Origin of the sequence: Sphingomonas sp. 8AM (assembly GCF_902506455.1) — a bacterium.
Lineage (GTDB): Bacteria > Pseudomonadota > Alphaproteobacteria > Sphingomonadales > Sphingomonadaceae > Sphingomonas.
In genome coordinates this window covers 2,359,339-2,378,939 of record NZ_LR733844.1, presented here as the reverse complement: position 1 = coordinate 2,378,939, position 19,601 = coordinate 2,359,339, and the positions used below count along the sequence as shown (strand labels likewise).

General features: G+C 64.8%; 20 protein-coding genes and 1 tRNA gene. 10 read left to right on the top strand and 11 right to left on the bottom strand.

Annotated elements, in window-relative coordinates:
• Nucleotides 1-627: a DNA-3-methyladenine glycosylase family protein gene (locus BACI71_RS11120; RefSeq protein WP_159758602.1), complete on the bottom strand. Its 627-nt coding sequence runs from the start codon at nt 625-627 to the stop codon at nt 1-3.
• A gap of 53 nt (nt 628-680) precedes the next feature.
• Between BACI71_RS11120 and BACI71_RS11115 the strand changes: the two genes are divergently transcribed.
• The gene (locus tag BACI71_RS11115) at nt 681-998 is read left to right on the top strand and encodes a 2Fe-2S iron-sulfur cluster-binding protein (RefSeq protein WP_159758600.1); all 318 of its coding nucleotides are present in this window, start codon (nt 681-683) and stop codon (nt 996-998) included.
• Between the two features lie 45 nt (nt 999-1,043).
• Here the strand turns inward: BACI71_RS11115 and rlmB are convergent, their stop codons facing one another.
• The gene (rlmB, locus tag BACI71_RS11110; protein WP_159758598.1) at nt 1,044-1,811 is read right to left on the bottom strand and encodes a 23S rRNA (guanosine(2251)-2'-O)-methyltransferase RlmB; all 768 of its coding nucleotides are present in this window, start codon (nt 1,809-1,811) and stop codon (nt 1,044-1,046) included.
• Between the two features lie 218 nt (nt 1,812-2,029).
• On the opposite strand from rlmB, the gene BACI71_RS11105 reads away from it, so the two are divergent.
• The 3 genes from BACI71_RS11105 to BACI71_RS11095 all read left to right on the top strand — a co-directional run bounded on the left by BACI71_RS11105 (nt 2,030) and on the right by BACI71_RS11095 (nt 4,313).
• A tRNA-Tyr gene (locus BACI71_RS11105) sits at nt 2,030-2,115 on the top strand.
• Nucleotides 2,116-2,275: 160 nt separating this feature from the next.
• Nucleotides 2,276-3,544, top strand: coding sequence for a tyrosine-type recombinase/integrase (locus BACI71_RS11100; RefSeq protein ID WP_159758596.1), 1,269 nt, complete (start codon nt 2,276-2,278; stop codon nt 3,542-3,544).
• 31 nt (nt 3,545-3,575) lie between these two features.
• Nucleotides 3,576-4,313 carry a hypothetical protein gene (locus tag BACI71_RS11095; protein WP_159758594.1) on the top strand — a complete coding sequence of 246 codons (738 nt, stop codon included), beginning with the start codon at nt 3,576-3,578 and terminating at the stop codon, nt 4,311-4,313.
• A 191-nt stretch (nt 4,314-4,504) separates the two neighbouring features.
• Here BACI71_RS11095 and BACI71_RS11090 read toward each other — a convergent pair whose 3' ends face one another.
• Nucleotides 4,505-5,701 carry a tyrosine-type recombinase/integrase gene (locus tag BACI71_RS11090; protein ID WP_159758592.1) on the bottom strand — a complete coding sequence of 399 codons (1,197 nt, stop codon included), beginning with the start codon at nt 5,699-5,701 and terminating at the stop codon, nt 4,505-4,507.
• A gap of 888 nt (nt 5,702-6,589) precedes the next feature.
• Nucleotides 6,590-7,624: an IS110 family transposase gene (locus BACI71_RS11085; RefSeq protein ID WP_159758590.1), complete on the bottom strand. Its 1,035-nt coding sequence runs from the start codon at nt 7,622-7,624 to the stop codon at nt 6,590-6,592.
• Nucleotides 7,625-7,684: 60 nt separating this feature from the next.
• On the opposite strand from BACI71_RS11085, the gene BACI71_RS11080 reads away from it, so the two are divergent.
• Together BACI71_RS11080 and BACI71_RS11075 are read left to right on the top strand one after the other, a co-directional pair.
• Complete coding sequence (locus tag BACI71_RS11080; protein WP_159758588.1) at nt 7,685-8,287, top strand: SOS response-associated peptidase; 603 nt, start codon at nt 7,685-7,687, stop codon at nt 8,285-8,287.
• 349 nt (nt 8,288-8,636) lie between these two features.
• On the top strand, nt 8,637-9,278 hold the full coding sequence (locus BACI71_RS11075; RefSeq protein ID WP_159758586.1) for a PEPxxWA-CTERM sorting domain-containing protein: 642 nt from the start codon (nt 8,637-8,639) through the stop codon (nt 9,276-9,278).
• A gap of 467 nt (nt 9,279-9,745) precedes the next feature.
• Here the strand turns inward: BACI71_RS11075 and BACI71_RS11070 are convergent, their stop codons facing one another.
• Nucleotides 9,746-10,285 carry a GNAT family N-acetyltransferase gene (locus tag BACI71_RS11070; RefSeq protein WP_159758584.1) on the bottom strand — a complete coding sequence of 180 codons (540 nt, stop codon included), beginning with the start codon at nt 10,283-10,285 and terminating at the stop codon, nt 9,746-9,748.
• A 453-nt stretch (nt 10,286-10,738) separates the two neighbouring features.
• Here BACI71_RS11070 and BACI71_RS11065 point away from each other — a divergent pair, with 453 nt between their 5' ends.
• Both BACI71_RS11065 and BACI71_RS11060 read left to right on the top strand, forming a co-directional pair.
• A complete protein-coding gene (locus BACI71_RS11065) occupies nt 10,739-11,659 on the top strand; it encodes a GAF domain-containing protein (RefSeq protein ID WP_159758582.1) in 921 nt (306 codons plus the stop codon).
• Between the two features lie 403 nt (nt 11,660-12,062).
• A complete protein-coding gene (locus tag BACI71_RS11060; RefSeq protein ID WP_236552957.1) occupies nt 12,063-13,430 on the top strand; it encodes a GGDEF domain-containing protein in 1,368 nt (455 codons plus the stop codon).
• A gap of 136 nt (nt 13,431-13,566) precedes the next feature.
• Here the strand turns inward: BACI71_RS11060 and BACI71_RS11055 are convergent, their stop codons facing one another.
• The 6 genes from BACI71_RS11055 to BACI71_RS11030 all read right to left on the bottom strand — a co-directional run bounded on the left by BACI71_RS11055 (nt 13,567) and on the right by BACI71_RS11030 (nt 16,602).
• Nucleotides 13,567-13,863, bottom strand: a complete 297-nt coding sequence (locus BACI71_RS11055) for a helix-turn-helix domain-containing transcriptional regulator (protein ID WP_159758578.1) — start codon at nt 13,861-13,863, stop codon at nt 13,567-13,569.
• 30 nt (nt 13,864-13,893) lie between these two features.
• Entirely contained in the window at nt 13,894-14,178 is a 285-nt protein-coding gene (locus BACI71_RS11050) for a BrnA antitoxin family protein (protein WP_201297358.1), read from the bottom strand.
• A complete protein-coding gene (locus BACI71_RS11045; protein ID WP_159758574.1) occupies nt 14,168-14,419 on the bottom strand; it encodes a BrnT family toxin in 252 nt (83 codons plus the stop codon). The genes BACI71_RS11050 and BACI71_RS11045 overlap by 11 nt, the downstream gene beginning before the upstream one ends.
• Before the next feature lie 148 nt (nt 14,420-14,567).
• Nucleotides 14,568-14,894 (bottom strand): HIRAN domain-containing protein, encoded by a 327-nt coding sequence (locus BACI71_RS11040; RefSeq protein ID WP_159758572.1) that lies wholly within the window; start codon nt 14,892-14,894, stop codon nt 14,568-14,570.
• A gap of 98 nt (nt 14,895-14,992) precedes the next feature.
• Nucleotides 14,993-15,364 carry a helix-turn-helix domain-containing protein gene (locus BACI71_RS11035; protein WP_159758570.1) on the bottom strand — a complete coding sequence of 124 codons (372 nt, stop codon included), beginning with the start codon at nt 15,362-15,364 and terminating at the stop codon, nt 14,993-14,995.
• A 374-nt stretch (nt 15,365-15,738) separates the two neighbouring features.
• A complete protein-coding gene (locus BACI71_RS11030) occupies nt 15,739-16,602 on the bottom strand; it encodes a DUF535 family protein (RefSeq protein WP_159758568.1) in 864 nt (287 codons plus the stop codon).
• Nucleotides 16,603-17,079: 477 nt separating this feature from the next.
• On the opposite strand from BACI71_RS11030, the gene BACI71_RS11025 reads away from it, so the two are divergent.
• Both BACI71_RS11025 and BACI71_RS11020 read left to right on the top strand, forming a co-directional pair.
• On the top strand, nt 17,080-18,360 hold the full coding sequence (locus BACI71_RS11025) for an HD-GYP domain-containing protein (protein ID WP_159758566.1): 1,281 nt from the start codon (nt 17,080-17,082) through the stop codon (nt 18,358-18,360).
• A complete protein-coding gene (locus tag BACI71_RS11020; RefSeq protein ID WP_159758564.1) occupies nt 18,357-19,454 on the top strand; it encodes a GGDEF domain-containing protein in 1,098 nt (365 codons plus the stop codon). Before BACI71_RS11025 ends, BACI71_RS11020 begins: the two co-directional genes overlap by 4 nt.
• Nucleotides 19,455-19,601: the final 147 nt, after the last annotated feature.

Below are 19,601 nucleotides of genomic sequence, written 5' to 3'. Positions count from 1 at the left end.
TCAGACCGGCGCGGCGTCGGCCCCGGCGCCATAATGATGCCAGGTGAAGATCGCCGCCGCGCCGCGATAGGGGCGCCACGGCTCCGCCAGTTCGCGGGTCAACTTCTCGCCGGGGCGTTCGGGGTGGCCGAGGATGCGCCCGGTTTCGATCTGCACCGCCAGATCGCCCGCTGGCCAGATGTCGGGGCGGCCTTCGGCGAACAGCAGATAGACTTCCGCCGACCACCGCCCGATCCCTTTCACGCGGACGAGCTGCACGATCGCTTCCTCGTCATCGGCAGGCAGGTTGCCGAGATCGAGCCGCCCGCTCAGCACCTCTTCGGCAAGGCTGCGCGCATAGCCGCTCTTCTGGCGCGAGAAGCCGCAGGCGCGCAGCATGTCGTCGTCCAGCTTCGCGATCATCGCGGGGTCGGTCGGGTCGCCCAGCGCCTCCAGCTTGCGCCACACCGCATCGGCGGCCTTCACGCTCACCTGCTGGCCAAGGATCGTGCGCAGCAACGTGGCATAGCCGGGCGCGCGGATGCGCGGGGCGGGGTAGCCGACCCGCTCCAGCGCGGCGGCGAAGGCGGGTTCGCGCGCGGAGAGCGCGTCGAGGCCGGCGTTGAGGTCGGCGGCGCTCAGCCCCATTGCGCGGGCTCTGGCTTGCCGTCATGGGCGGGGCGATTATCGGTGGAGTTCATATGGCCAAGCTTATCGTCGAGACCCGCAACGGGGAAGAACGCGAACTCGAAGGGCAGGCGGGTTTTTCGGTCATGGAAGTAATCCGCGACGGCGGGATCGACGAGGTGCTGGCGTTGTGCGGCGGGTGTTGCAGCTGCGCGACCTGCCATGTCCATGTCGATCCGGCGTTCGCCGACAGGCTGCCGCCGATGAGCGAGGACGAGAATGACCTGCTTGACGCCGCGGCGGACCGCGACGCGACCTCGCGGCTGTCGTGCCAGATCGAATTCGGCCCGGCACTGGACGGCCTGCGCGTGCGGATCGCCGCGGAGGATTGAGCCGCGATCCGTCGCCCTCGCCCAGGGCGGGGACGACGGAGAAGGTCAGCGCGCGGTCACCGCGTAGAGCGCGATCGCGGCGGCGTTCGAGACGTTGAGGCTCTCGACCTTGCCCGAGATCGGCAGCTTCGCCAGCTCGTCGCAATGCGTCTCGGTGTTCTGGCGCATTCCTTCGCCTTCCGCACCGACCACGATCGCGATGCGGCGGCCGGGGCCGATGTCGGCGAGCGATTGCTGCAGGGTCTGCGGCGCATGGCCGGTCAGCCCGATCCGCCAGCAGCCCGCCTCGGCCATCTCCTCCAGCGCGCGCGCCAGATTGACGACCCGCACCCACGGCACCGTTTCCAGCGCGCCGCTTGCCGCGCGCGCGAGCGCGCCCGATTCGGGCGGCGCGTGGCGGTCCTGCGTGATGATGCCCAGCGCGTCGAAGGCGGCGGCCGAGCGCAGGATCGCGCCGACATTGTGCGGGTCGGTCACCTGATCGAGCACCACCAGCGGGCGCGGACGCTCGGGATCGTCGGTGCTGCCCTGTTCGAGCAGGTCGCCCAGCCATACGTCCTCGAGCGGGTCGACCTCCGCCACCAGTCCCTGGTGCGGTGCGTCGGACGGCACCAGCCGGCCGAGATCCGCGACGTCGGCATAGACTACCGGCAGCACCGGCGGCAGGCTGAGCGACGACAGCGCCTCGCGCGTGCCCCAGATCTTGCGCACCGTCCGTTCGGGGTTGGCGAGCGCGGCGGTGACCGCGTGGCGCCCCCACAACCGGGGACGATTGCCCTGCGCCTGGCTCGGGCGATGGCCGCGGCGCGCCATCAGCGGTGGCCCCGGAGCGATGTGGCGGTGGCGGTCGGGAAAGGGCGCATGACGGGTCGGGTCCGTAATTGTCGATCAGGAATGAGCGGTGGCGGACGCTATGCGTCACGCGCAGCGCGCGCAACCGTCCCGCAAATTGTTGCGGCATCGCGACACAGGCGTTGACAGGTCGGCGATGCGCGGGCATTGGGCCCCCTCGCTTTGACAGCGCCGCTCGTGGAAGGGTGGCCGAGTGGTTAAAGGCAGCAGACTGTAAATCTGCCCACGCAAGTGTACACTGGTTCGAATCCAGTCCCTTCCACCAACCCTTCGATCCGAACGGTTCCCCAACACTCCTCCGATGCCCCCATTCCCCTCGTGGGAAGGCTTGTCCGTCGTCCCGCATGGTTCCAGATGGAACCCATGCAGCGCGTCGATTCTGGGGGCACTTTGGGGGCACGATCCAGCAGGCTTGGGGGCACCGGGTGCTGACCGATGTCGCCTGTCGGAAAGCGCCGGCCAAGGACAAGCCGTACAAGCTTGGCGATGCGCACGGCCTCTACCTCTACGTCCTGCCCAGCGGGTTCAAGTCGTGGCGGTGGAAGTACCGCTTCGGCGGCAAGGAGAAGCGGCTGGTATTCGGCGGCTATCCGGAGATCACGCTGGCAAAGGCGCGTCAGCTTCGCGAGGAGGCGGCCCGGGTGCTGCGCGATGGCGGAGATCCGGCGGTCAGCAAGCGCCAGCGCGCGGCCGAGCAGACGGCGATGGCGGACAGCACCTTCGAGAAGGTGGCCCGCGGGTGGCATGCCAGCCAGGAGGCGGGCTGGTCGGCGCGCTATGCGGCGATCGTGCTCAACAGCTTCGTCAACGACGTCTTCCCGAAGATCGGCAAGCTCCCGATCACAGCGGTGACGACGCCGCTGGTGCTGGAGGTGCTGAAGCCGATCGAGGCGCGCGGCGCCGTCGAGACCGCGCACCGGGTGCGTCAGCGGATCTCGGAAGTGTTCGCCACCGCGATCGGCGCGGGGATCGCGTCGGCGGATCCTGCGGCGGTCACCAAACGCGCGCTCGGCCGCAAGCCGAAGGGCAAGTTTCCAGCGGCACGAACGATCAAACAGGCGCAGGCGGTGTTGACCGCTTCGGAACGCCAGCCGGGTCATCCGCTTACCAAGCTCGCCTCCCGGCTGCTCGCGCTGACGGCGGTGCGCTCGGCGACGTTGCGCCATGCCGAGGTGCACGAATTCGAGGACCTCGACGGGGACGCGCCGATCTGGCGCATCCCGGCGCGGAAGATGAAGCTGGGCGTCGAGCGCAAGCAGGACGACGCCTTCGAATTCATCGTCCCGCTGTCGCGCCAGGCGGTCGAAACCGTCAACGTGGCGATCGCCTTCTCGGGGCGGAACGCGACGGGGCTGATTTTCCGCAGCGTCCGCAATGCCCGCAAGCCGATCAGCGACAGCACGCTGAGCAAGGCGTACCGCGAGGCAGGTTTCTCGGGCGTGCATGTGCCGCACGGGTGGCGCGCCGCGTTCTCGACGATCATGAACGAGCGGGTGAAGAAGGAGGGCAGGGATGGCGACCGCGCCGTCATCGACCTCATGCTCGCCCACGTCCCGTCCGGGGTGGAGGCCGACTACAATCGCGCCGCGTACATGCCGCGCCGGCGCGAGATCGCGCAGCAATGGGCGGACATGCTGACCAACGGCCTCGCGCCGCCGGCGACGCTGCTCGAGGGCAAGCGACAGCACGCCTGAGCCTCGGGGGCCGCGCGTGACGGCGGCATCGATGGGGCGTCAGGCGCGCCAGCTCACGAAAGGCTTCACCGCCTGCCTGACAGGAAAGCAAGAGCGTGGCACCGATCGGAAGGTCCGCCGTCACAGCATTGACGTCGACGATCGTCGGGCTCGCGTTTCGCGGCCGATCGGCGACGGCACGACCGCCGGCGCGTTGAGCTGGATTGACTGCCTGTTGAAGGCCGTCTCGGAATGGGACGACGAAGAACGGGCGAGGGGCGGGGCGCGCCCCCTGGGTCTGCATGGCCTTCGCGTGCTCGAGGCGATCCTTGGCCGGCGCGGCAAGGTTGCCATCGATTTCAGATCCGGCCGGCTCGACCCGCAGCTGGTGACGATCGCGCGCGCGGCCAAGGTGACGAAGACGACGGTCGTTCGGGCGCTCGCCCGGCTGAAGGCGATGAAGGTCCTCGACTGGATCCGCCGCACCGAGCGGACGGGCAACGACGGGTCGTTCGGCCCGCTGCGCCGTCAGGTGTCCAATTCCTACTTCTTCACCCCGGAGGCGCTCCCCGCGCGCGTGGCGCAGCGCCTGCGCGACCTGCTCGCCCGCCGCCGGCTGCGACGATCAGGCACGATGCCGCCGGGCAGTCGGAAAGCGTTCGCGCAACCGTCGAGCCCCGAGCTGCGCGACCTCCTCGACCGGATGGAGGCCGGGATCGCGCGCGCGTCCGAAGGGGTGAACGCGAGTCCACCATACGGTCAGTACCCCCTCTCAGGGGTTGAAGGATAAGGAATGGGATCGCCGAGGCGATCCCATGCATCGAATTCGCTGATCCCCCCCGTGCCGAAAGGCCCCGCCCCATCGACCCGACCGCCAAGGCCCGGCGGTCGAGCGTGGCGGCTTGCGCCGCCCCGGGCTGCCTGGGGGGATGGAGCACGAAGCGTGCCACCCTCCCCTGCGTCGTCCCGCTCGCGGCGCGGTCAGCCGGTCAGGATCGCCGCCCATTCGTCGAACAGGCGGCGGCGCGGCGCGAGGTGCTGCGCGCGGTTGTACGCTCCCTCCACCTTCGCGACCGTCCCGTCGCCGTGCTTCAGCACATGGCCGAGCGCGCGGTCGATCACCGTGCGATCGGCCGGCCGCCGCTCGTTCATCACCGTCGAGAACGTCGCCCGCCAGCCGTACACGACGTGGCGGCCGGCGAACGGCGTGCGCGCGTAGAGCGCGTTGATCGTGCCCTCGCCGATCGCCGTCCGTCCATTGCGGCCCGGGAAGATCAGCCCGCCGGCCGCGGCGCCGGGGTCGAGCGCCCGCGCCGCGCACAGCACCGCGGCCGCCGCCGGCGCGAGCGGCACCAGATGGTCGTTCGCCGCGTCACGCTTCTTCGCCGCCGCCAGCTTCATCCGCGCCGCCGGCACGCGCCACACCGGCGCGCCGTCCAGCTCCTCGATCTCATCCCAGCGCGCGCCGCGCACTGCGGCGAGCCGGACCGCGGTCAGCGCGACGAAGCGCGAGGCGAGCTTCACCGCCGGCCGCGCGTCGACCCGGTCGGCCGCGGCGAGCAGCGCGCGCGCCTCGTCGATCGACGTCAGCGCCGGGTGGTGCCGCGCCGCCGGCGTGCGGGTCAGCGCGCGGCCGACGATCGCTGCCGGGTCGCTGCTCGCCCATCCCTCGCTGACTGCGAGCGCGTACACGTCCGAGATCCGCTGGCGGACGCGGCGCGCGGTGTGGATCGCGCCGCGCTGCTCGATCGCGCGCACGATCCGCAACACCGCTGGCGCGTCGATAGCGTCCAGCGCGTCGGTGCCGATCGCGCGGAAAACGTCGGCCTCAAGGCTGGCGAGGACGTCAGCCGCGTGGACCGCAGTCCAGCCGGGTTGCTGTCGCTCGTGCCAGGCACGGGCGGCGCGCTCGAACGTCATGACCTGCGGTGCGGTGCGCGGATCAACACCGCGGGCGAGCTGCGCGCGCGCTGCCGTGGCGCGGGCACGCGCGTCGTCGAGCGAGACCTCCGGCCACTGGCCGATCGTCAGCAGCTGCTCCTGCCCCGCGAAGCGGAAGCGCAGTCGGAACGACTTGCGACCGGTCGGTGCGACGAACAGATGCAGGCCGCGCTCGTCGGCGATCTTGTAAGCGCGCGCTTTAGCGCGCGCCTTCTTGACGGCGTCGCTGGTGAGCATGAGGCTGTTATCCAGAGCGATGGGATCAGGGAGGCCGCACGATGTGCAATCGGTTGTGTGATTGCGGTCCCCGCCGCAAGCGGAAAGCCTGCTGACGGTTTACGGCCACTTGCGATTCTGCGCGAGCTCGATCAGTTTCGGACCGTGAAGATACGATCTTTCGGTGCGCGCACGGCTGCCATGATTATGATGGCCGGAGTAGCTGGGTGTGATCCGGGTGTGCACGTCGCCTGGGAAAAAGACTTCCGCGGCACTGTTGATTACGACTGCGTCGAGAAGGCGTTACGTGCCGTCGCGCCGGATGTGAGACGAGGCTCCTACCAATCGGACGGGAATGGTCCCCGTGGGTTTGAGCGCGGGATCATTGTTACACAGTTCAATTACTCTGACCCGTCCTTCCTTGGCGGCTATACACTCGACATTGCAGAACAACCAAGCGGCGCCACCCACTATTGGCACGAATGGGGAAAAATTGGGACGAGGATACCCCCGGAGGAGCAACGTCAAGTAGTTCCACTACTGGTACGAGCAAACCGATCCGTGGAGCAGCGATGCGGTCTATCGTTCACGGGCACTTCACCGATGATCGGTGATGGTTAGGTCTTTATTGTAGGCCACGTTCGGCGCGGAGAAGGCGCCGCCGTTCGCGATCAGCGAATATGGCTGATCGCGTCGATCGTTGTTGGGCGTTCCGAGGTTCGAGCTTGTGTCCGAGGTCGGCGCTGGGCCGCCTCACCATGGGTCGTTCGATGGCTGATCGAGGGCTGCTATCTACCTTGGACGGGCTCTGGTGGCACTCCGGTTACAGCGCAGTCGCCTCGACCTCGTTCTCTCGGGCTGCCCCCGCCTTGCGGCGGAGCTGGTAAAGGTGGAGCGGAGATCAGGCCGTCATGCGATGGCTTCCTCACGCGTCCACCGGAACTCGGTGCCGTCGGCCCAAATGCGGTGCATGACGATCGCCAGCTTACGCGCGACCGCGACGATAGCCCCGCGCAGACCGCGCCGCTTCGCAACGGCCATGCCCCACGCCTTCAGCGTCGACCACCGCTTCGATCGAGTCAGTAGCGCCAGCGACGCCTGGTAGAGCGTCGTGCGCATCAGGGCGTCGCCGGTTTTCGAGATCGATCCGTTCCGATCCGTCTCCCCGCTCGCATACTTGCGCGGCGTCATGCCGAGGTGAGCACCTACATCGCGCGAGTGCTGAAAGCGGCTCGGATCATCGATCACGGCGAGGAAGGTGACGGCCGTCACGGCGCCGACGCCCGGCACGGTCATGAGGCGCCGGCAGGTGTCGTCGCGGGCGACGGCATCTAGCAGCATCTTGTGCAGCACGGCGCACTGCTCGCGTAACGCCGATCGCGCGATGAGCATGGGCCTCACCATGGCTGCGAGCCTCGGTCGATCCTCGACCAGCTCCATGGCACGCGGCTCAAACTGCCCCGAGGCGATCCGGCCCGACAGCTTCAGGCCAAAGGCGCGAAGCGTGCCGCGCATTTCGTTCTCAATGTCGCCGTACTTTACCAGGAGCGTCTTGCGGTTCGCCAGCAGCATCCGCAGCTCCTGGCCGACCGGGCTCTTGATGTGAACCGGACGGTACCAGCCGACGCGGATCACCTGGGCGATGGCGCGCGCGTCGTTGCGGTCCGTCTTCACCGGCATCGTCTTGGTCAGGGCGCGTAGCCGGCGCGGGTCGATGCAGATCATCGGGAGTCCACGCTCCGCCAGCTCGGAATACAGCCAGCGCGCCAAGCCGCCGATCTCCAACCCGACCTTCTCGGGATGAACGTCATGTTCGAGCAGCCAGTCGACAATGGCGTCGGGCTCAGACGGAGCAGTGCCTTCAAACTCAATCGCCCCGTTCTCGTCAATCACACAGATCGCCACCTCGGCCAGCGAGACGTCGAGCCCAACATACTGCAACATGGCATCACTCCGCGTCTGCCGGCCCCATGCCGGCCCAGATCACGGTGCGCTTCGAAGAGTGTGAACCGCAATCACCCCACCTACCGGATGTCGGAAGCGCAGGCAGCGCTGGCGGCGCGCTACGGCGTCACAGCGGAGTATCCGCCAGACCTGACGATCCCGTTGCCCGAGCTGTTTCCCAAGCGGGCGGCGTGGACGGTGCGGTACGCGGTGGGCGAGCGAATCCTCGACGTGATGACGTGGGGCTGGCCACGAACGGTGCCGGGTGCGCGCGGCCCACGCGAGACGCAGGTGACGAACGTCCGCAACCTCGAAAGCCCGATGTGGCGCAACGCCCTGTCGAAGCCGACGCAGCGCTGCCTCGTCCCCGTCACCTCGTTCAGCGAGTACGGCCCGGGCGAGAAAGGCAACCTTCCACTGTACTGGTTTGACGTGCCGTCGCGTCCAATCTTCTCGTTTGCCGGCATCTGGCGACCGGCGGTCGAAGGCGCGGTGTTCGCGTTCCTGACGTGCGATCCGAACAGCGTTGTAGCGCCTATCCATCCGAAGGCGATGCCGCTGATCCTGCACGAAGAGGACGAGGCGCGCTGGCTCAATGGCGAGCTGAATGATTTGGTGGCGCCACTTCCCGCTCAGTTGATGACGGTTGGCGCACCGGAGTAAGCAAAGGGCGAACCGCCGACCCTGCTTCAGGCGTTACGGTAGTTGCCGGTGGTTTCGCTCGTGCTTTCGAGCGGGAAACTTCCGCCAATCAGGTATCGATGCAGGAGGATGCGGGCCAGGCGTCTCGACGGATCGAGGACGCCGGGCAGTTACGTCCGCGCTCGGTCAAAACCCAGCGTGCCGCGCCATTCGACGAACCATTGCCGCACATCGAACCCTATCAAGTAGAATCCCACAGCGAGACGTTAACCACTTCTTGCGCGGGGAATAAGCCACGACAGCGAGGAAAACTCGACTTATCGGCTACTTAACGGCCGGAGCCCCCGGATCTGGACAGGGATTCTTAAACATGAAGATGATGAAGGTGCTGCTCGCAGCTACTGCTTTGCTCGCTGTTTCTCCGGCTTCGGCTGCGCCGATCATCGGTTCTTTCAGCCTGACGTCGTTCGCCGGTAGCTACACTGGCGGCACCGCAGTCAACGCCACCGGCTTGGATTTCGGCAACGCATTTGGTGGAACCGGTAACGGTTACGGTGTCAATGGCAGTGCCCTGATCGGCAATGCGAAGGGCAGCTTCGCCGGCCTGAACGGTTTGCTCGCGAGCATTTCGGATATCTCTCTCTTGGGTGATGTCGCGAATGCGTATACCCAGAACCCGTTCATCCAGTTCGGTAGCGCCAGCAACATCATCTTCAGCTTCGATAATGCTTCGGTGACGCGCTCGCCTCTTGGCACCAGCGTGACGATTACTGGCCAGGGCGTCTTCAGCAACGGCGTCGCCGCTGATACCACGGCTGGTATGTTCTCGCTGGCCACATCGTCGCAGAATGGCATGTCGAGCGACGTCAACTTCACCTTCACCAGCAATGCTTCGGCGATCACGAGTGCCGTGCCTGAGCCCGGTACCTGGGCGATGATGCTTGTCGGTTTCGCCATGGTGGGCGCCGCCGTCCGCAAGCGTCGTAACAACACGACGGCTGCCCTCGCCTGAAGCTTGCTTCGCGCAGGATAGAAGAGAAGCCGCCGGTCGAAAGACTGGCGGCTTCTCTACGTTCCCTGCTTGAATGCCGATCCAAATGAAGAAGACGTGATGCGCCTTCCTTCGCAGCGGTAACCTTGAATCAAAAACCCTAATTGTCCCAGTTTGTTATGACGCATTTGCTAGACAGGGTGAAAAATCTGGGTATAGGTACCTTACCTGCACGTCAGGTGCGGAATGAATGCGGCTTTCGGATCCGCTCATAGCGTGTCCCTTGCACGCTGGTTGAAATTGCTTCACCCTGTTGCGTCAAACCTCCGCCCGTTCTTGGCCTCATCTGGAGTAACAGGGTGATCATCGTTCGGTGAAGCGCGGCCATCAAGGCTGAGGCATCCTCCGACGCGATCACCCGGCGCGACGTCCGAAAACGCCCAATATTGGACGTACGGGGTCGGTCGACAGGAAGCCGCAAGCAGCGTTCAGTGCTCGAGCCAGCCGTCGGGATACTCCACCACGCCTGCAATGCCGTCGAGCGCTCCCGACCTCAGGCAAAGTACCATGCAGTCCTCATCAGGCGCGTCGAATGGCAGCGTGATTGGGTAGCGGCTTAGCGGTTCGAAACCGAATTGCGGGTAATAGGATGGAAGACCGATCAGAAGGATGGTCTCGAAGCCGAGCTCGATCGCCTTCTGACGAGCCGCCTCCACCAGCCGTTTGCCTATACCCGAACATTGGTGTTTGGGGACAACCGACAAAGGCGCAAGAGCGAGCGTCACGACGCTTGGTTGCGTATTGTGGATCGTAGCTCGCGTCAGCAGGATGTGCCCTACGACTTCGCCGTCAACCTCGGCGAGAAGGGACAGGGCCTGGATCCAGGCGTCGGTGCCGCGGAGCCGCTCGATCATCAGATGCTCGCGGTGATCGCTATAGGCCACGTTGGTGTAAGCGCGCCGCACGACCTCCGAAATCGCGGGGCCGTCGGCGGGCCGCTCTGCTCGCACTGTGATCGTTGCCTTCATCCGGCGTTGTTACGCCCGCCGGTGGCTTATTGCTAACCACCACCGGCCTGTCCGCTCTCCAACGGGCAGCGCGGTTGCGAGGCTCCCGAATCGACCGGAACTCCCGAAAGCCGACAAACCGCTATCGGGCGGAGAAGCTATCATTCCGCTGTCGACCAACAGCGGACATCGCCGGTCTTTGTTATCGTGAGGAGAAGATCCGCAAGTCGCTTTTTGATCTGATCTCTTGATTCTTAACTGACGTCGCAGCCTTCGTCGCTCGGCCGTTCCGGCGAAGTCCTGCCCAGAAGCCGCAGGTAATCCTTTAGCCTAGCACGGCGATTTGCGTCGAACTGGTGCTACGGAGCGGGTCGCTATAATCGTTCCTTTACGCAGAAGGCGAAGCGAAATTTACCAGCGAGACTTACTGATGAGCAACGCGAAATTGTCACCGTCGTAAATGTGAATAAATCTATGCAGCAGGATGAGTCGGCGCGGCTCCAGACGTTGAGAGGCTACGGCATCCTCGACACGCCGAATGAACCTGAATTCGATGCGATTATTAATAAAGCCAAGGCTGCACTTAACGTGCCGATTGTCTTGATGTCGTTGATTGACGAAGATCGGCAGTGGTTCAAGGCGCGCGTAGGTTTAAATGTGGCAGAGACTCCGCGGTGCATTTCATTTTGTACCCACGCCATCTACCAGTCCGACATGCTTATCATACCCGACGCGGCCAAAGACGAGCGGTTCGCGCAGAACCCTATGGTGACTGGCGCTCCATACATCCGCTTCTACGCTGGAGCCCCGCTGAGAGCACCTAACGGCGCGCGCGTCGGGACATTGTGCGTGATCGATACCCGCCCCCGAAGTGGGCTGTCTCCTTCTCAGATAACGCAGATGGAAGGTTTTGCCGCTCAAATTGCGGAAGCCATGAACCGGCGGCTGTCTCGGATTGTTGTAAAGGTGGCGTCGCCTGCCGACGCCTTGAGCGTTGCGCCGATCACGCTCATTCCGGAAAGATCGACCGGTCACACGATTACTGCTGTCGAGCAAGATAAGCACTTAAAAATCGAGCTTAGCAGGTTCTGGAGTGACAGATTAATTAAGCTCTATCTTAATGACCTTCGTTCTGAGACCCTGAGAATGGCGGAGCGAGGCTATTACAAGGGGGCACTTGTTGACGCTTCACACTACAAACTTCAAACGCCTGCCGTAGCACGGGGCCACGCAGATGCTATGAAAATCGAGAAGAGAATGTTCAACGCAAAGGCCGCAGTGGTTCTACCGAAAGGCAATTCTAATCTTCAAATGAAGCGGCTGGCAAATGAAACAGAGCATCGCTCGTTTGACTGTAAAGCGGACGCAATGGACTGGTTGATGTCCGGGGCTTGAACACCTTTAGCCCGCTTAAGCGATAGCTGAGCAGGTTTCCAAGCGGATCATCCTAGTAGGGTGCGGACGGGAATGTCTGCTTACCACCAAAGTCGGACATTGAGGCGGAGGCGTCCTCCGCCTCGATCGCGATTTCTCCTCGGGGATGAGGGAGACTGAAGCCGAATATACCCGCCGAATACCCGGGCGCACTCGCCCGCCCACGCTCTCATTGGAACCCTCTGGTTGCCGAGGCTGGTGCCATCCTCGCTCGCATGCCTTTCATTTGTGGTGCTCGGGCAAGCAGATAGCACTCGCGTTAACCAAACCTTCACCAACGCAGACCACCGTTAGCGCTATGAATATAGGGGAGACATCGGCTGTCCAGATACCCGCCGAGTTTCGGCGGTGGCTGCTCGCTGCCATGCTTTACTTCTGCGCCGCCGCCGCAACGATCCACCTGACAAGCAACGGGCGTGACATCGCGGCGATCTGGCCTGCCAATGCCATCTTGCTCGCGTTCCTTCTTCTAGACAAAGAACCGCATTGGCTGACCACTCTCAGCGCAGGTTTCTTCGGCAACGTCGTCGCCAATTATCTGACGCGTGGCACGCTTTCTGCACCGCTTCTGTATTCGGTAGCTAATGTCATCGAAATTGCGATTGCTGCAAAGCTGATCGGCGCATCAAGCGCGATGGGAGGGTTGCTGCAATCCACGAAAAATTCGCTGCGCTTTCTGGCTGCAGCCGGGGTCATAGCTCCCGGAGTGAGCGGGCTCATCGGCGCGGGAACCGCCTTCCTCGTCTTTGGAGAACCGATCGGGCAATCCTTTCTGGTGTGGGTGCTAAGCGATGGCTTGGGCCTCATCGTCTTCACACCTGTCGTTCTTGCCGTTTTCAGGGGCGAATTCATCACCTGCTTTCGTGGGAGGACTTGGCTGCAGCGATTCGAGACAATCGCGCTGCTCTCTTGTACCGCGCTCATCGCTTACGGCGTCTTCTTCATCGCTGCGCGGCCTATGCTTTTCGTGCTTTTCCCGCCGATCCTGTTCGTCACGTTCCGCGTCGGTCGGTTGGGTACGAAGGCAGCGGTGGTCATCGTCGCGCTTATCGGCGGGATCGCGACTATGAGCACACACGGACCGATCGCGATCCTCGCCGATGGCGCAGTGGCTCAAGCGCTTCTGTTTCAGGCCTTTTTGGGCGTTCTGCTCGTCACCTGCTTGCCCATTGCCGCTGAAGTGACGGAACGCGCGCGTCTCACCGCCGCGCTGGCCGAGCATGACAGGGAAATGATGAAGCAGGCGACCACTGATCCCCTGACCGGACTGCTCAATCGCGGCGGCTTTAGATCGATGGTGGCAAGCGCGTTTGACAACCGCGACGAGAAGCAGCCGATCAGCCTGATCGCTGTCGACCTCGATTATTTCAAATCGATCAACGATTGCTGGGGGCATGAGGTGGGCGACCTCGCCCTGCGCCATCTTGCAAGCGTGCTCAAGGCAGAGGTGGGGCCGATGGACGTCATCGGCCGGCCTGGCGGAGACGAATTCTTGATTCTCCTCCCCGCCAGCGACCTTCATGAGGCGAGCGTCGTCGGTCAGCGGATCGCTACCGCCATTCGCCGCGAGCCGCTGTCGATTGATCAGACTTCAGTGACATTGCTCAGTCTGAGCATCGGTGTTGCGGCTGCGTCACCAAACGACCAGTTTGTGGATCTCGCTCGTCGCGCCGATGGAGCGCTCTACGCCGCCAAGAAGGCAGGCCGGAACGCTATACGCCTCGCATCTTAGGCCGACGCGGACATTGAGGCGGAGATGCCCTCCACCTCCGTCATCGCGGCTCCGCGGAAATGCTGAAGGCACGCGCCGAATTGAGGCTGTACCCGCGCGATACCCGTAGCCATGCCGCTACGGGCACGAGGGCCGATCAGGTCGCCTTCGACTTAATCCGCGCCTGCAACTCGAAACCGAGGCCGTGCAGCACCGCAAGGGTCGCCGCGATCGTCGGGTCAGGGCCTTCGGCGACCACTTCTGAAAGCGCCGTCGGATCGATGTCCAACTTGGTCGTCGGCTCTGCGATGCCGCGGGCGCGCACGATGGTGCGGATTGCATGGACGACGACGGGCGCGGATTTGGTGTCCAGCGCCTCGTTGAGCAGCTCGAGCTGCGACTCTGCGTCGGTCAGGTACTTCGCCGCATCGAACGGCGTCGTCGGTATCGCCATGTTCCCGTCCTCGCCACTACCGTGTCCGGCTCACTCTTGGCCGGTCACCGCCGCGCGCAGCGCCGCGTTCATGCGCGACTGCCAGCCCGGCCCGTCGGCCTTGAACCGCTCGATGATGTCGGTGTCGAGCCGGAGCGTGACCTGCGACTTCTTCGATGTCGTCGATCCCTTCGGTCGACCGCGCGGCTTGCTGCCATTCGGAAACGCCTTCGCCAGCGCCGGGAACTCGGCGATCGGCCGTGCGCGCGCGACGTCCTCCTCCGTCCATTCCGGATTGTCGTCGTCGAACACGACGGGGGGTTTTTCAGAAGCCATGACGGCGCATCTCCTTCGCATGGGCACGGCGCAGATTTATGACGCGCACGACCTCGCCGCGCATCGTCACGGCCGCGCAATAGGACAGGCCGTCGATCTCGCCGTACAGGCGGAAGCGCGGTTCGGCGAACCGGTCATCCTGCACAACGACGACACCGGCCAGCTCGGCCGCGCGGGACAGCGAGATGCCATGCTTGGCGATATTCGCTTCATCCTTGGCGGGGTCGAACTCGATATCCATGCTTCTTTGTAGCTACAAAGAAATGCGCGCGCAAGGATTATCTGTAGCTACGGATTAAAGCGGTACATCTGATCGCCGCCATAAGCACGCCACTGAATTACCACCCGCGCGCGGACCGGCTCACGGCCAAGATCGCTCCACAGGCAGGCTACTTCAGGTTGAGGTAGTGAACGATTTCCATCGGCTCAGGTGAAATCCGAACGCTCAAAACCACCGCCAACAACCCATCGCCGACATTGGGCGTATCGGTCAAAAACGCGCTGCAGGACTTCGCTTCCTCGTAAGCTAAGCGTTGTATCCAGCTATCGCGGGCGATGTAGCCAATTCGCTTTCCGCCACTGCTCACGGCAACGATGGCGTCCTTATCATGAGGGTTGCCAATTTTCCGGCAAATGCGGACCGAATTGCCTCTGCGGAGCATACGGATGGAAGGCTGGTAATGCGTCGTGCCGACCAGAGAGACGCTGTAGCTCACCTTACTGCTCCGATCGTCGCTATCTCAAACTCGACGGCAACTTCGACATCAACCAAGCAAGATCCTTCGGCACCGACTGCATGGAATTATGACATCGCTCATGCCGGATCCGATTTTCCAAGATCATCCCGTTCGGTTTGGTCCTGGTTAGATGGAGCGTTCGCCTTCACCAGCTCTCCAAGCAGGCCGCGAGCCAAACGCCGCTGAGAGGCGGTCATGCGGGCGTAAATTTCGAGCCATTCCAGTTCATCGCTCGACAATCGCTGCCCCACGTCCGCGCCTTCATCTGGGTCATCAATCTCACCCGAGAGATAGCCCGGCGTGGTATGAAGCTCCCGCGCGATCCGATGAAGATGCGTCGACCCGCTCGACCGACCACGAATGAGATGAGCAATCGTGCCTTGAGTCACGCCGATCCGACGCGCCAGCTCGGTCTGCGTCAGAGACGCAGCGTCTAGACGTTCAGCCAAGCGGGAACCAACCAAGCTCACGCGAGCCAAAATATTACTTTTGTAATACCGGAGAAGCGTAGAGTCCTATTTACTGCAACGTAGGATAGTCATAGCCAGAGTTATGACGCAGGTCGGCCCATATGAAGCTATGATTCGAGCGCTCGAATTGCTTGGGTCTCAAGCCGCGCTCGCGTCGCTCTTCGGGGTGACACAACCAGCGGTTTGGAAATGGGTTACACCCTGTAGCGCGTCGATGTCGGGGAGAAACCGGTCGAAGAGCGGACACTTGATACTGCGATCGCAGGGGCCGCTCCTGCCAAGGTCCGAAGCTGTAATGGGTCTATCGCGAGAGCGGCGGGGAGCAGCTTTCCGTTGCCGGGGCTGCGCGAAGGTCACGCGTTCGATCCGGCCAGCACCGGCGTGCTCCATCCCGGGCGTGCCGGCCGCCCGGGCTGGTTCAAGGCCGTCTGGATCGTCGCAAGCATTTCGGCGCGAATGGCAGCGCGCAGTCGCCGCCGGCGTCGCGTGCGGGAGCGGTGCTTGCCCGACACCTCGGCCGTCGCCGCAGGATCGCGCAAGGAATCGACAATGAAGAAGCCGCGCGCGGTCGGCTCGCCACCCAGCCCGGCCCACAGTTCGTCGTAATCGAGCGAGCTCGACCGACCGTCCACGACGTAGGTCGCCGACGCCTGCGTCCGCCGGGAGGGGCCGGCGAGCCGGACGATGCCGAGCGCCTCGGCAAGCGCGGCCGCCGCGAGCAGGAGCAGCGTCGGCGCGGCGATCTCGCCGTTCGCGCGGGCCGCGTAGCGCAGCTCCTCGCGTGCGTAATAGGCGCCCTGCAATCCGCCGACGAAGAGCAGCGTCCCTTCGGCCTCGCCGATGATCTCGCCGCCGACGAAGGCGAAGGTCAGCGTGAACAGGCGCTTTCCGTCAAGGCAATATGCCAGCTCGCATTCGCCCTCCATGGGGGCGAGTCCGGCGGCATGAAGCGAGACCGCATGGCGGCGACCGTGTTCGTCATCGTGCTGCCAGAGCACGAACGGTTCGCGCCACAACGTGTTGCCGTGCTGCGCGGCGAGGCGGGCGACCAGATCGTGATGGTGAAGGATCGCGGCGAGCCGGGTTTGCCGCGTCAACGACGCGGCGAGGTACTGCCCGACATATTTGTACGACGCGCGCGGCGCGCTGGCCCCTGCGGCGCGGGCGCGCGACAATGTCCGGTACAACCGCAGGTGATCGCCGGGATGCCGGAGCAAGCTGCCCAGCTGACGCAACCGGCGACGCGAGGGTTTAAATGCCGGCACGCATGTTCACCCGATCAGGCGCCCAGCTCATCGATGCGGTCCGTTTCCTGATGTAGATTAGGTCCAGATCGGTTTAACGCGATCTTCACAGAAAGTTTATGTTGCAGTGCGGAAGTAAATACAAGGCTTTATCGCCGTGGCTTCGCCGGTTCGGGCGAATAGGGCGCTTCCGCCATGATCGTTTCCCTTCGGCAGGCGAGCCGGGCGACGGGCTGACATCCATCGGGCAATCCGGTGCCCGGAAAAGAGCGACGCGCACGGTGCGAGGCCGGCGAGCGCGCCGCCATGCGGCGGGCCGGCATATCGGCGTCGTCGAGGCGGCGCCCGATGCAAGCGACGGCAGCATATTGACCTGAATTCTTGATCTTCCACACCGGTCCTTAATCACATCTGCTGCAAAGCCCGGTCAGCAGGGGGGCTTGGGTAGCGGTGCTGGTAACGATCAAGACGGAGGATGCGCGGCTCGGCATGTTCGTACACGCCGTCAAGGGCGGGTGGATGGCCAGCCCGTTCTGGCGCCGGCACTTCATGCTCGACACCGCGGCCGATCTGAAGAAATTGCGTGAGAGCGGCGTCGTCGGCCTGGTCATCGATCTGTCCAGGGGGATCGGCCCCGCCGCCGCGCCGCCGGCGCCGGGCTCGGTGCTGGCCGGGCCCGATGATGCAGCGCCCGATGCCGGGCTGGCGGCCCTTGACGAACCGCATCTGCCGTCCCGCCGCCGGCGCGGTGCGATCTCGCCCGAGCAGCGGGCGCAGGCCGTCGTCGATGCCTCGAAGGTGATCGTGCAGGCGATGTTCGACGAGGTGCGGCTGGGTCGGGCGGTCGACGTGCAGGCGCTGACCCCGGTCGCCGAACAGATCGTCGAATCGGTGACGCGCGACGCCGCGGCCATGCTGAACGTCACGCGGCTGAAGTCGAAGGACGAATATACCTATGTCCATTCGATCGCGGTCGCCGCGCTGCTGATCCATTTCGCGCAGACGCTGAAACTGCCCGATGCGGACGTGAGCGCGCTGGGTCTCGCCGGCTTGCTCCACGACATCGGCAAGATGGGGGTGCCCAAGGCGTTGCTCGACAAGCCGGGCAAGCTGGAACCGCCCGAGATGGCGGTGCTGCGCCACCATCCGGAAAAGGGGTACGCCCTGCTGAGCGCCGGCCGCGCGCTGCCGCCGGTCGTGCTCGACGTGTGCCTCCACCATCACGAGCGGTATGACGGGCGCGGCTATCCCGAGGGGTTGCGTGGGGACCAGTTGTCGCTCGCCGCGCGGATGAGCTCGATCTGCGACGTCTACGACGCGGTCACGTCGCAACGGCCGTACAAGCGACCCTGGTCGCCGAGCGAGGCGCTGTCACGGATGCGGTCGTGGAGCGGGCATTTCGATGCCGAGCTGCTCGATCGCTTCATCGAAAGTATCGGCATTCACCCGGTCGGCGGACTGGTGCGGCTGCAATCGAGCCGGCTGGCGATCGTCATCGAGGGCAACGACCGTGAGCCGACGCAGCCGATCGTCCGGGTCTTCTACGATATCCCCGCCCAGCGCTTCATCCCGGCGCACGACCTCGCCGCGACGATCGCGGACGATCCGATCCATCGCGCCGAATGCGGGCAGCGGTGGTTCGGGGATCGCTGGACGACGCTTGAGTCCGAAATCCTCGGCGAGCGCCCCGCGCCGTCGGCCGCCGCCATGTCGAAGGGAGTGCTGTCGTGACCTCGTCGTCCTCGATCCCCGTCGCGGCGCGCCGCCGCCGTCGCGTGCTGGGCTGGTTCGGCGCCGAGGACGCCACGGCGGAGACGACCGCCCCGGCGACCGGCACCGTCGCGCAACAGCGCGCGACGGTGTTCCGCCGGCTGTTCGACGACATCGGCACGCTGATCTTTTCACATGCGCTGACGCCGTCGCCGTGCGCCTATGGCGTGCTCCACGCCTATGTCTCGGGCGAGGATCCGGGAACGGGCGCGGCGGTCGCCGAGCAACTGCGCAGCGGTCAGGGGCTGACCGACGCCAGCCTCGCGCGGATCGCGGCGCGCGACGACGAGGCGCAGGCGGGCGCGCTCAGCCGCATCGCCGATGCGCTGGAAGAACGGATCGGCGACTGTCTGGCGGCGGTCGGGGAATCGCGCGGTACGGCGGAGACGTTCGGCAACGCGCTGCACGTCGAGGCGGGGCGGCTGAGCAGCGATCCCAAGGGCACGATTTCGCGGATCATCGGGCTGACCGAGGCCGCGGTGGCGGCGGCACGGCTGGTCGAGGGGCAGCTGCACCATGCCCGCGAGGAGGCCGATGCGCTGCGCAACGAACTGCACCGCGCCCGGCAGGCCGCCGAACACGACCATCTGACCGGGCTGCCCAACCGTCGCAACTTCGAGCAGCGCTTGCGCGAGAGCATCGGCGGAACGGACGAGACCGCCGCGGTGGTGGCGTTGATCGACATCGACGATTTCAAACAGGTCAACGACCGGTTCGGGCACCCGGCCGGCGATCGCGTGCTGCGGTTCTTCGCGGCGTTCGTCCGCGCCGGGCTGCCGCGCGATGTGCTGCTGGCCCGCTATGGCGGCGAGGAGTTCGCGCTGTTGTTCAAAGGGATGTCGCTCGATCAGGCCGTCGCGGCGCTGGACACGGTGCGCGAGCGGCTCGCGCAGCGCTCGCTGGTGCATCAGGACAGCGGCGAGCTGATCGGGCATATTACCTTCTCGGCGGGGATCGCGATGGTTGCGGGCGAGGAGGCGCTGACCGCCGCCGACACGGCGCTCTACGCGGCCAAGAACCGCGGCAAGAACCAGATCGCCCGCGCCGATCGCTGAGACGGCTGATATTGCAGGGCGAGTCCCGACCGTCGCGGCGGGCGCAGCCCGGCGATCGGGTACGAACCGCTCCCCCGACCGTCGCGCCGGACTTGATCCGGAGTTCCGCTTGTTCCCGCGACCTCGGTCAAGAGCGGGATCCCGGAT

Coding starts and splice junctions, on each gene's coding strand:
- BACI71_RS11120 (WP_159758602.1), bottom strand. CDS start 627: ATGGGGCTGAGCGCCGCCGACCTCAACGCCGGCCTCGACGCGCTCTCC.
- BACI71_RS11115 (WP_159758600.1), top strand. CDS start 681: ATGGCCAAGCTTATCGTCGAGACCCGCAACGGGGAAGAACGCGAACTC.
- rlmB (WP_159758598.1), bottom strand. CDS start 1,811: ATGGCGCGCCGCGGCCATCGCCCGAGCCAGGCGCAGGGCAATCGTCCC.
- BACI71_RS11095 (WP_159758594.1), top strand. CDS start 3,576: ATGGGGCGTCAGGCGCGCCAGCTCACGAAAGGCTTCACCGCCTGCCTG.
- BACI71_RS11090 (WP_159758592.1), bottom strand. CDS start 5,701: ATGCTCACCAGCGACGCCGTCAAGAAGGCGCGCGCTAAAGCGCGCGCT.
- BACI71_RS11085 (WP_159758590.1), bottom strand. CDS start 7,624: ATGTTGCAGTATGTTGGGCTCGACGTCTCGCTGGCCGAGGTGGCGATC.
- BACI71_RS11075 (WP_159758586.1), top strand. CDS start 8,637: ATGAAGATGATGAAGGTGCTGCTCGCAGCTACTGCTTTGCTCGCTGTT.
- BACI71_RS11070 (WP_159758584.1), bottom strand. CDS start 10,285: ATGAAGGCAACGATCACAGTGCGAGCAGAGCGGCCCGCCGACGGCCCC.
- BACI71_RS11065 (WP_159758582.1), top strand. CDS start 10,739: ATGCAGCAGGATGAGTCGGCGCGGCTCCAGACGTTGAGAGGCTACGGC.
- BACI71_RS11060 (WP_236552957.1), top strand. CDS start 12,063: ATGCTTTACTTCTGCGCCGCCGCCGCAACGATCCACCTGACAAGCAAC.
- BACI71_RS11055 (WP_159758578.1), bottom strand. CDS start 13,863: ATGGCGATACCGACGACGCCGTTCGATGCGGCGAAGTACCTGACCGAC.
- BACI71_RS11050 (WP_201297358.1), bottom strand. CDS start 14,178: ATGGCTTCTGAAAAACCCCCCGTCGTGTTCGACGACGACAATCCGGAA.
- BACI71_RS11045 (WP_159758574.1), bottom strand. CDS start 14,419: ATGGATATCGAGTTCGACCCCGCCAAGGATGAAGCGAATATCGCCAAG.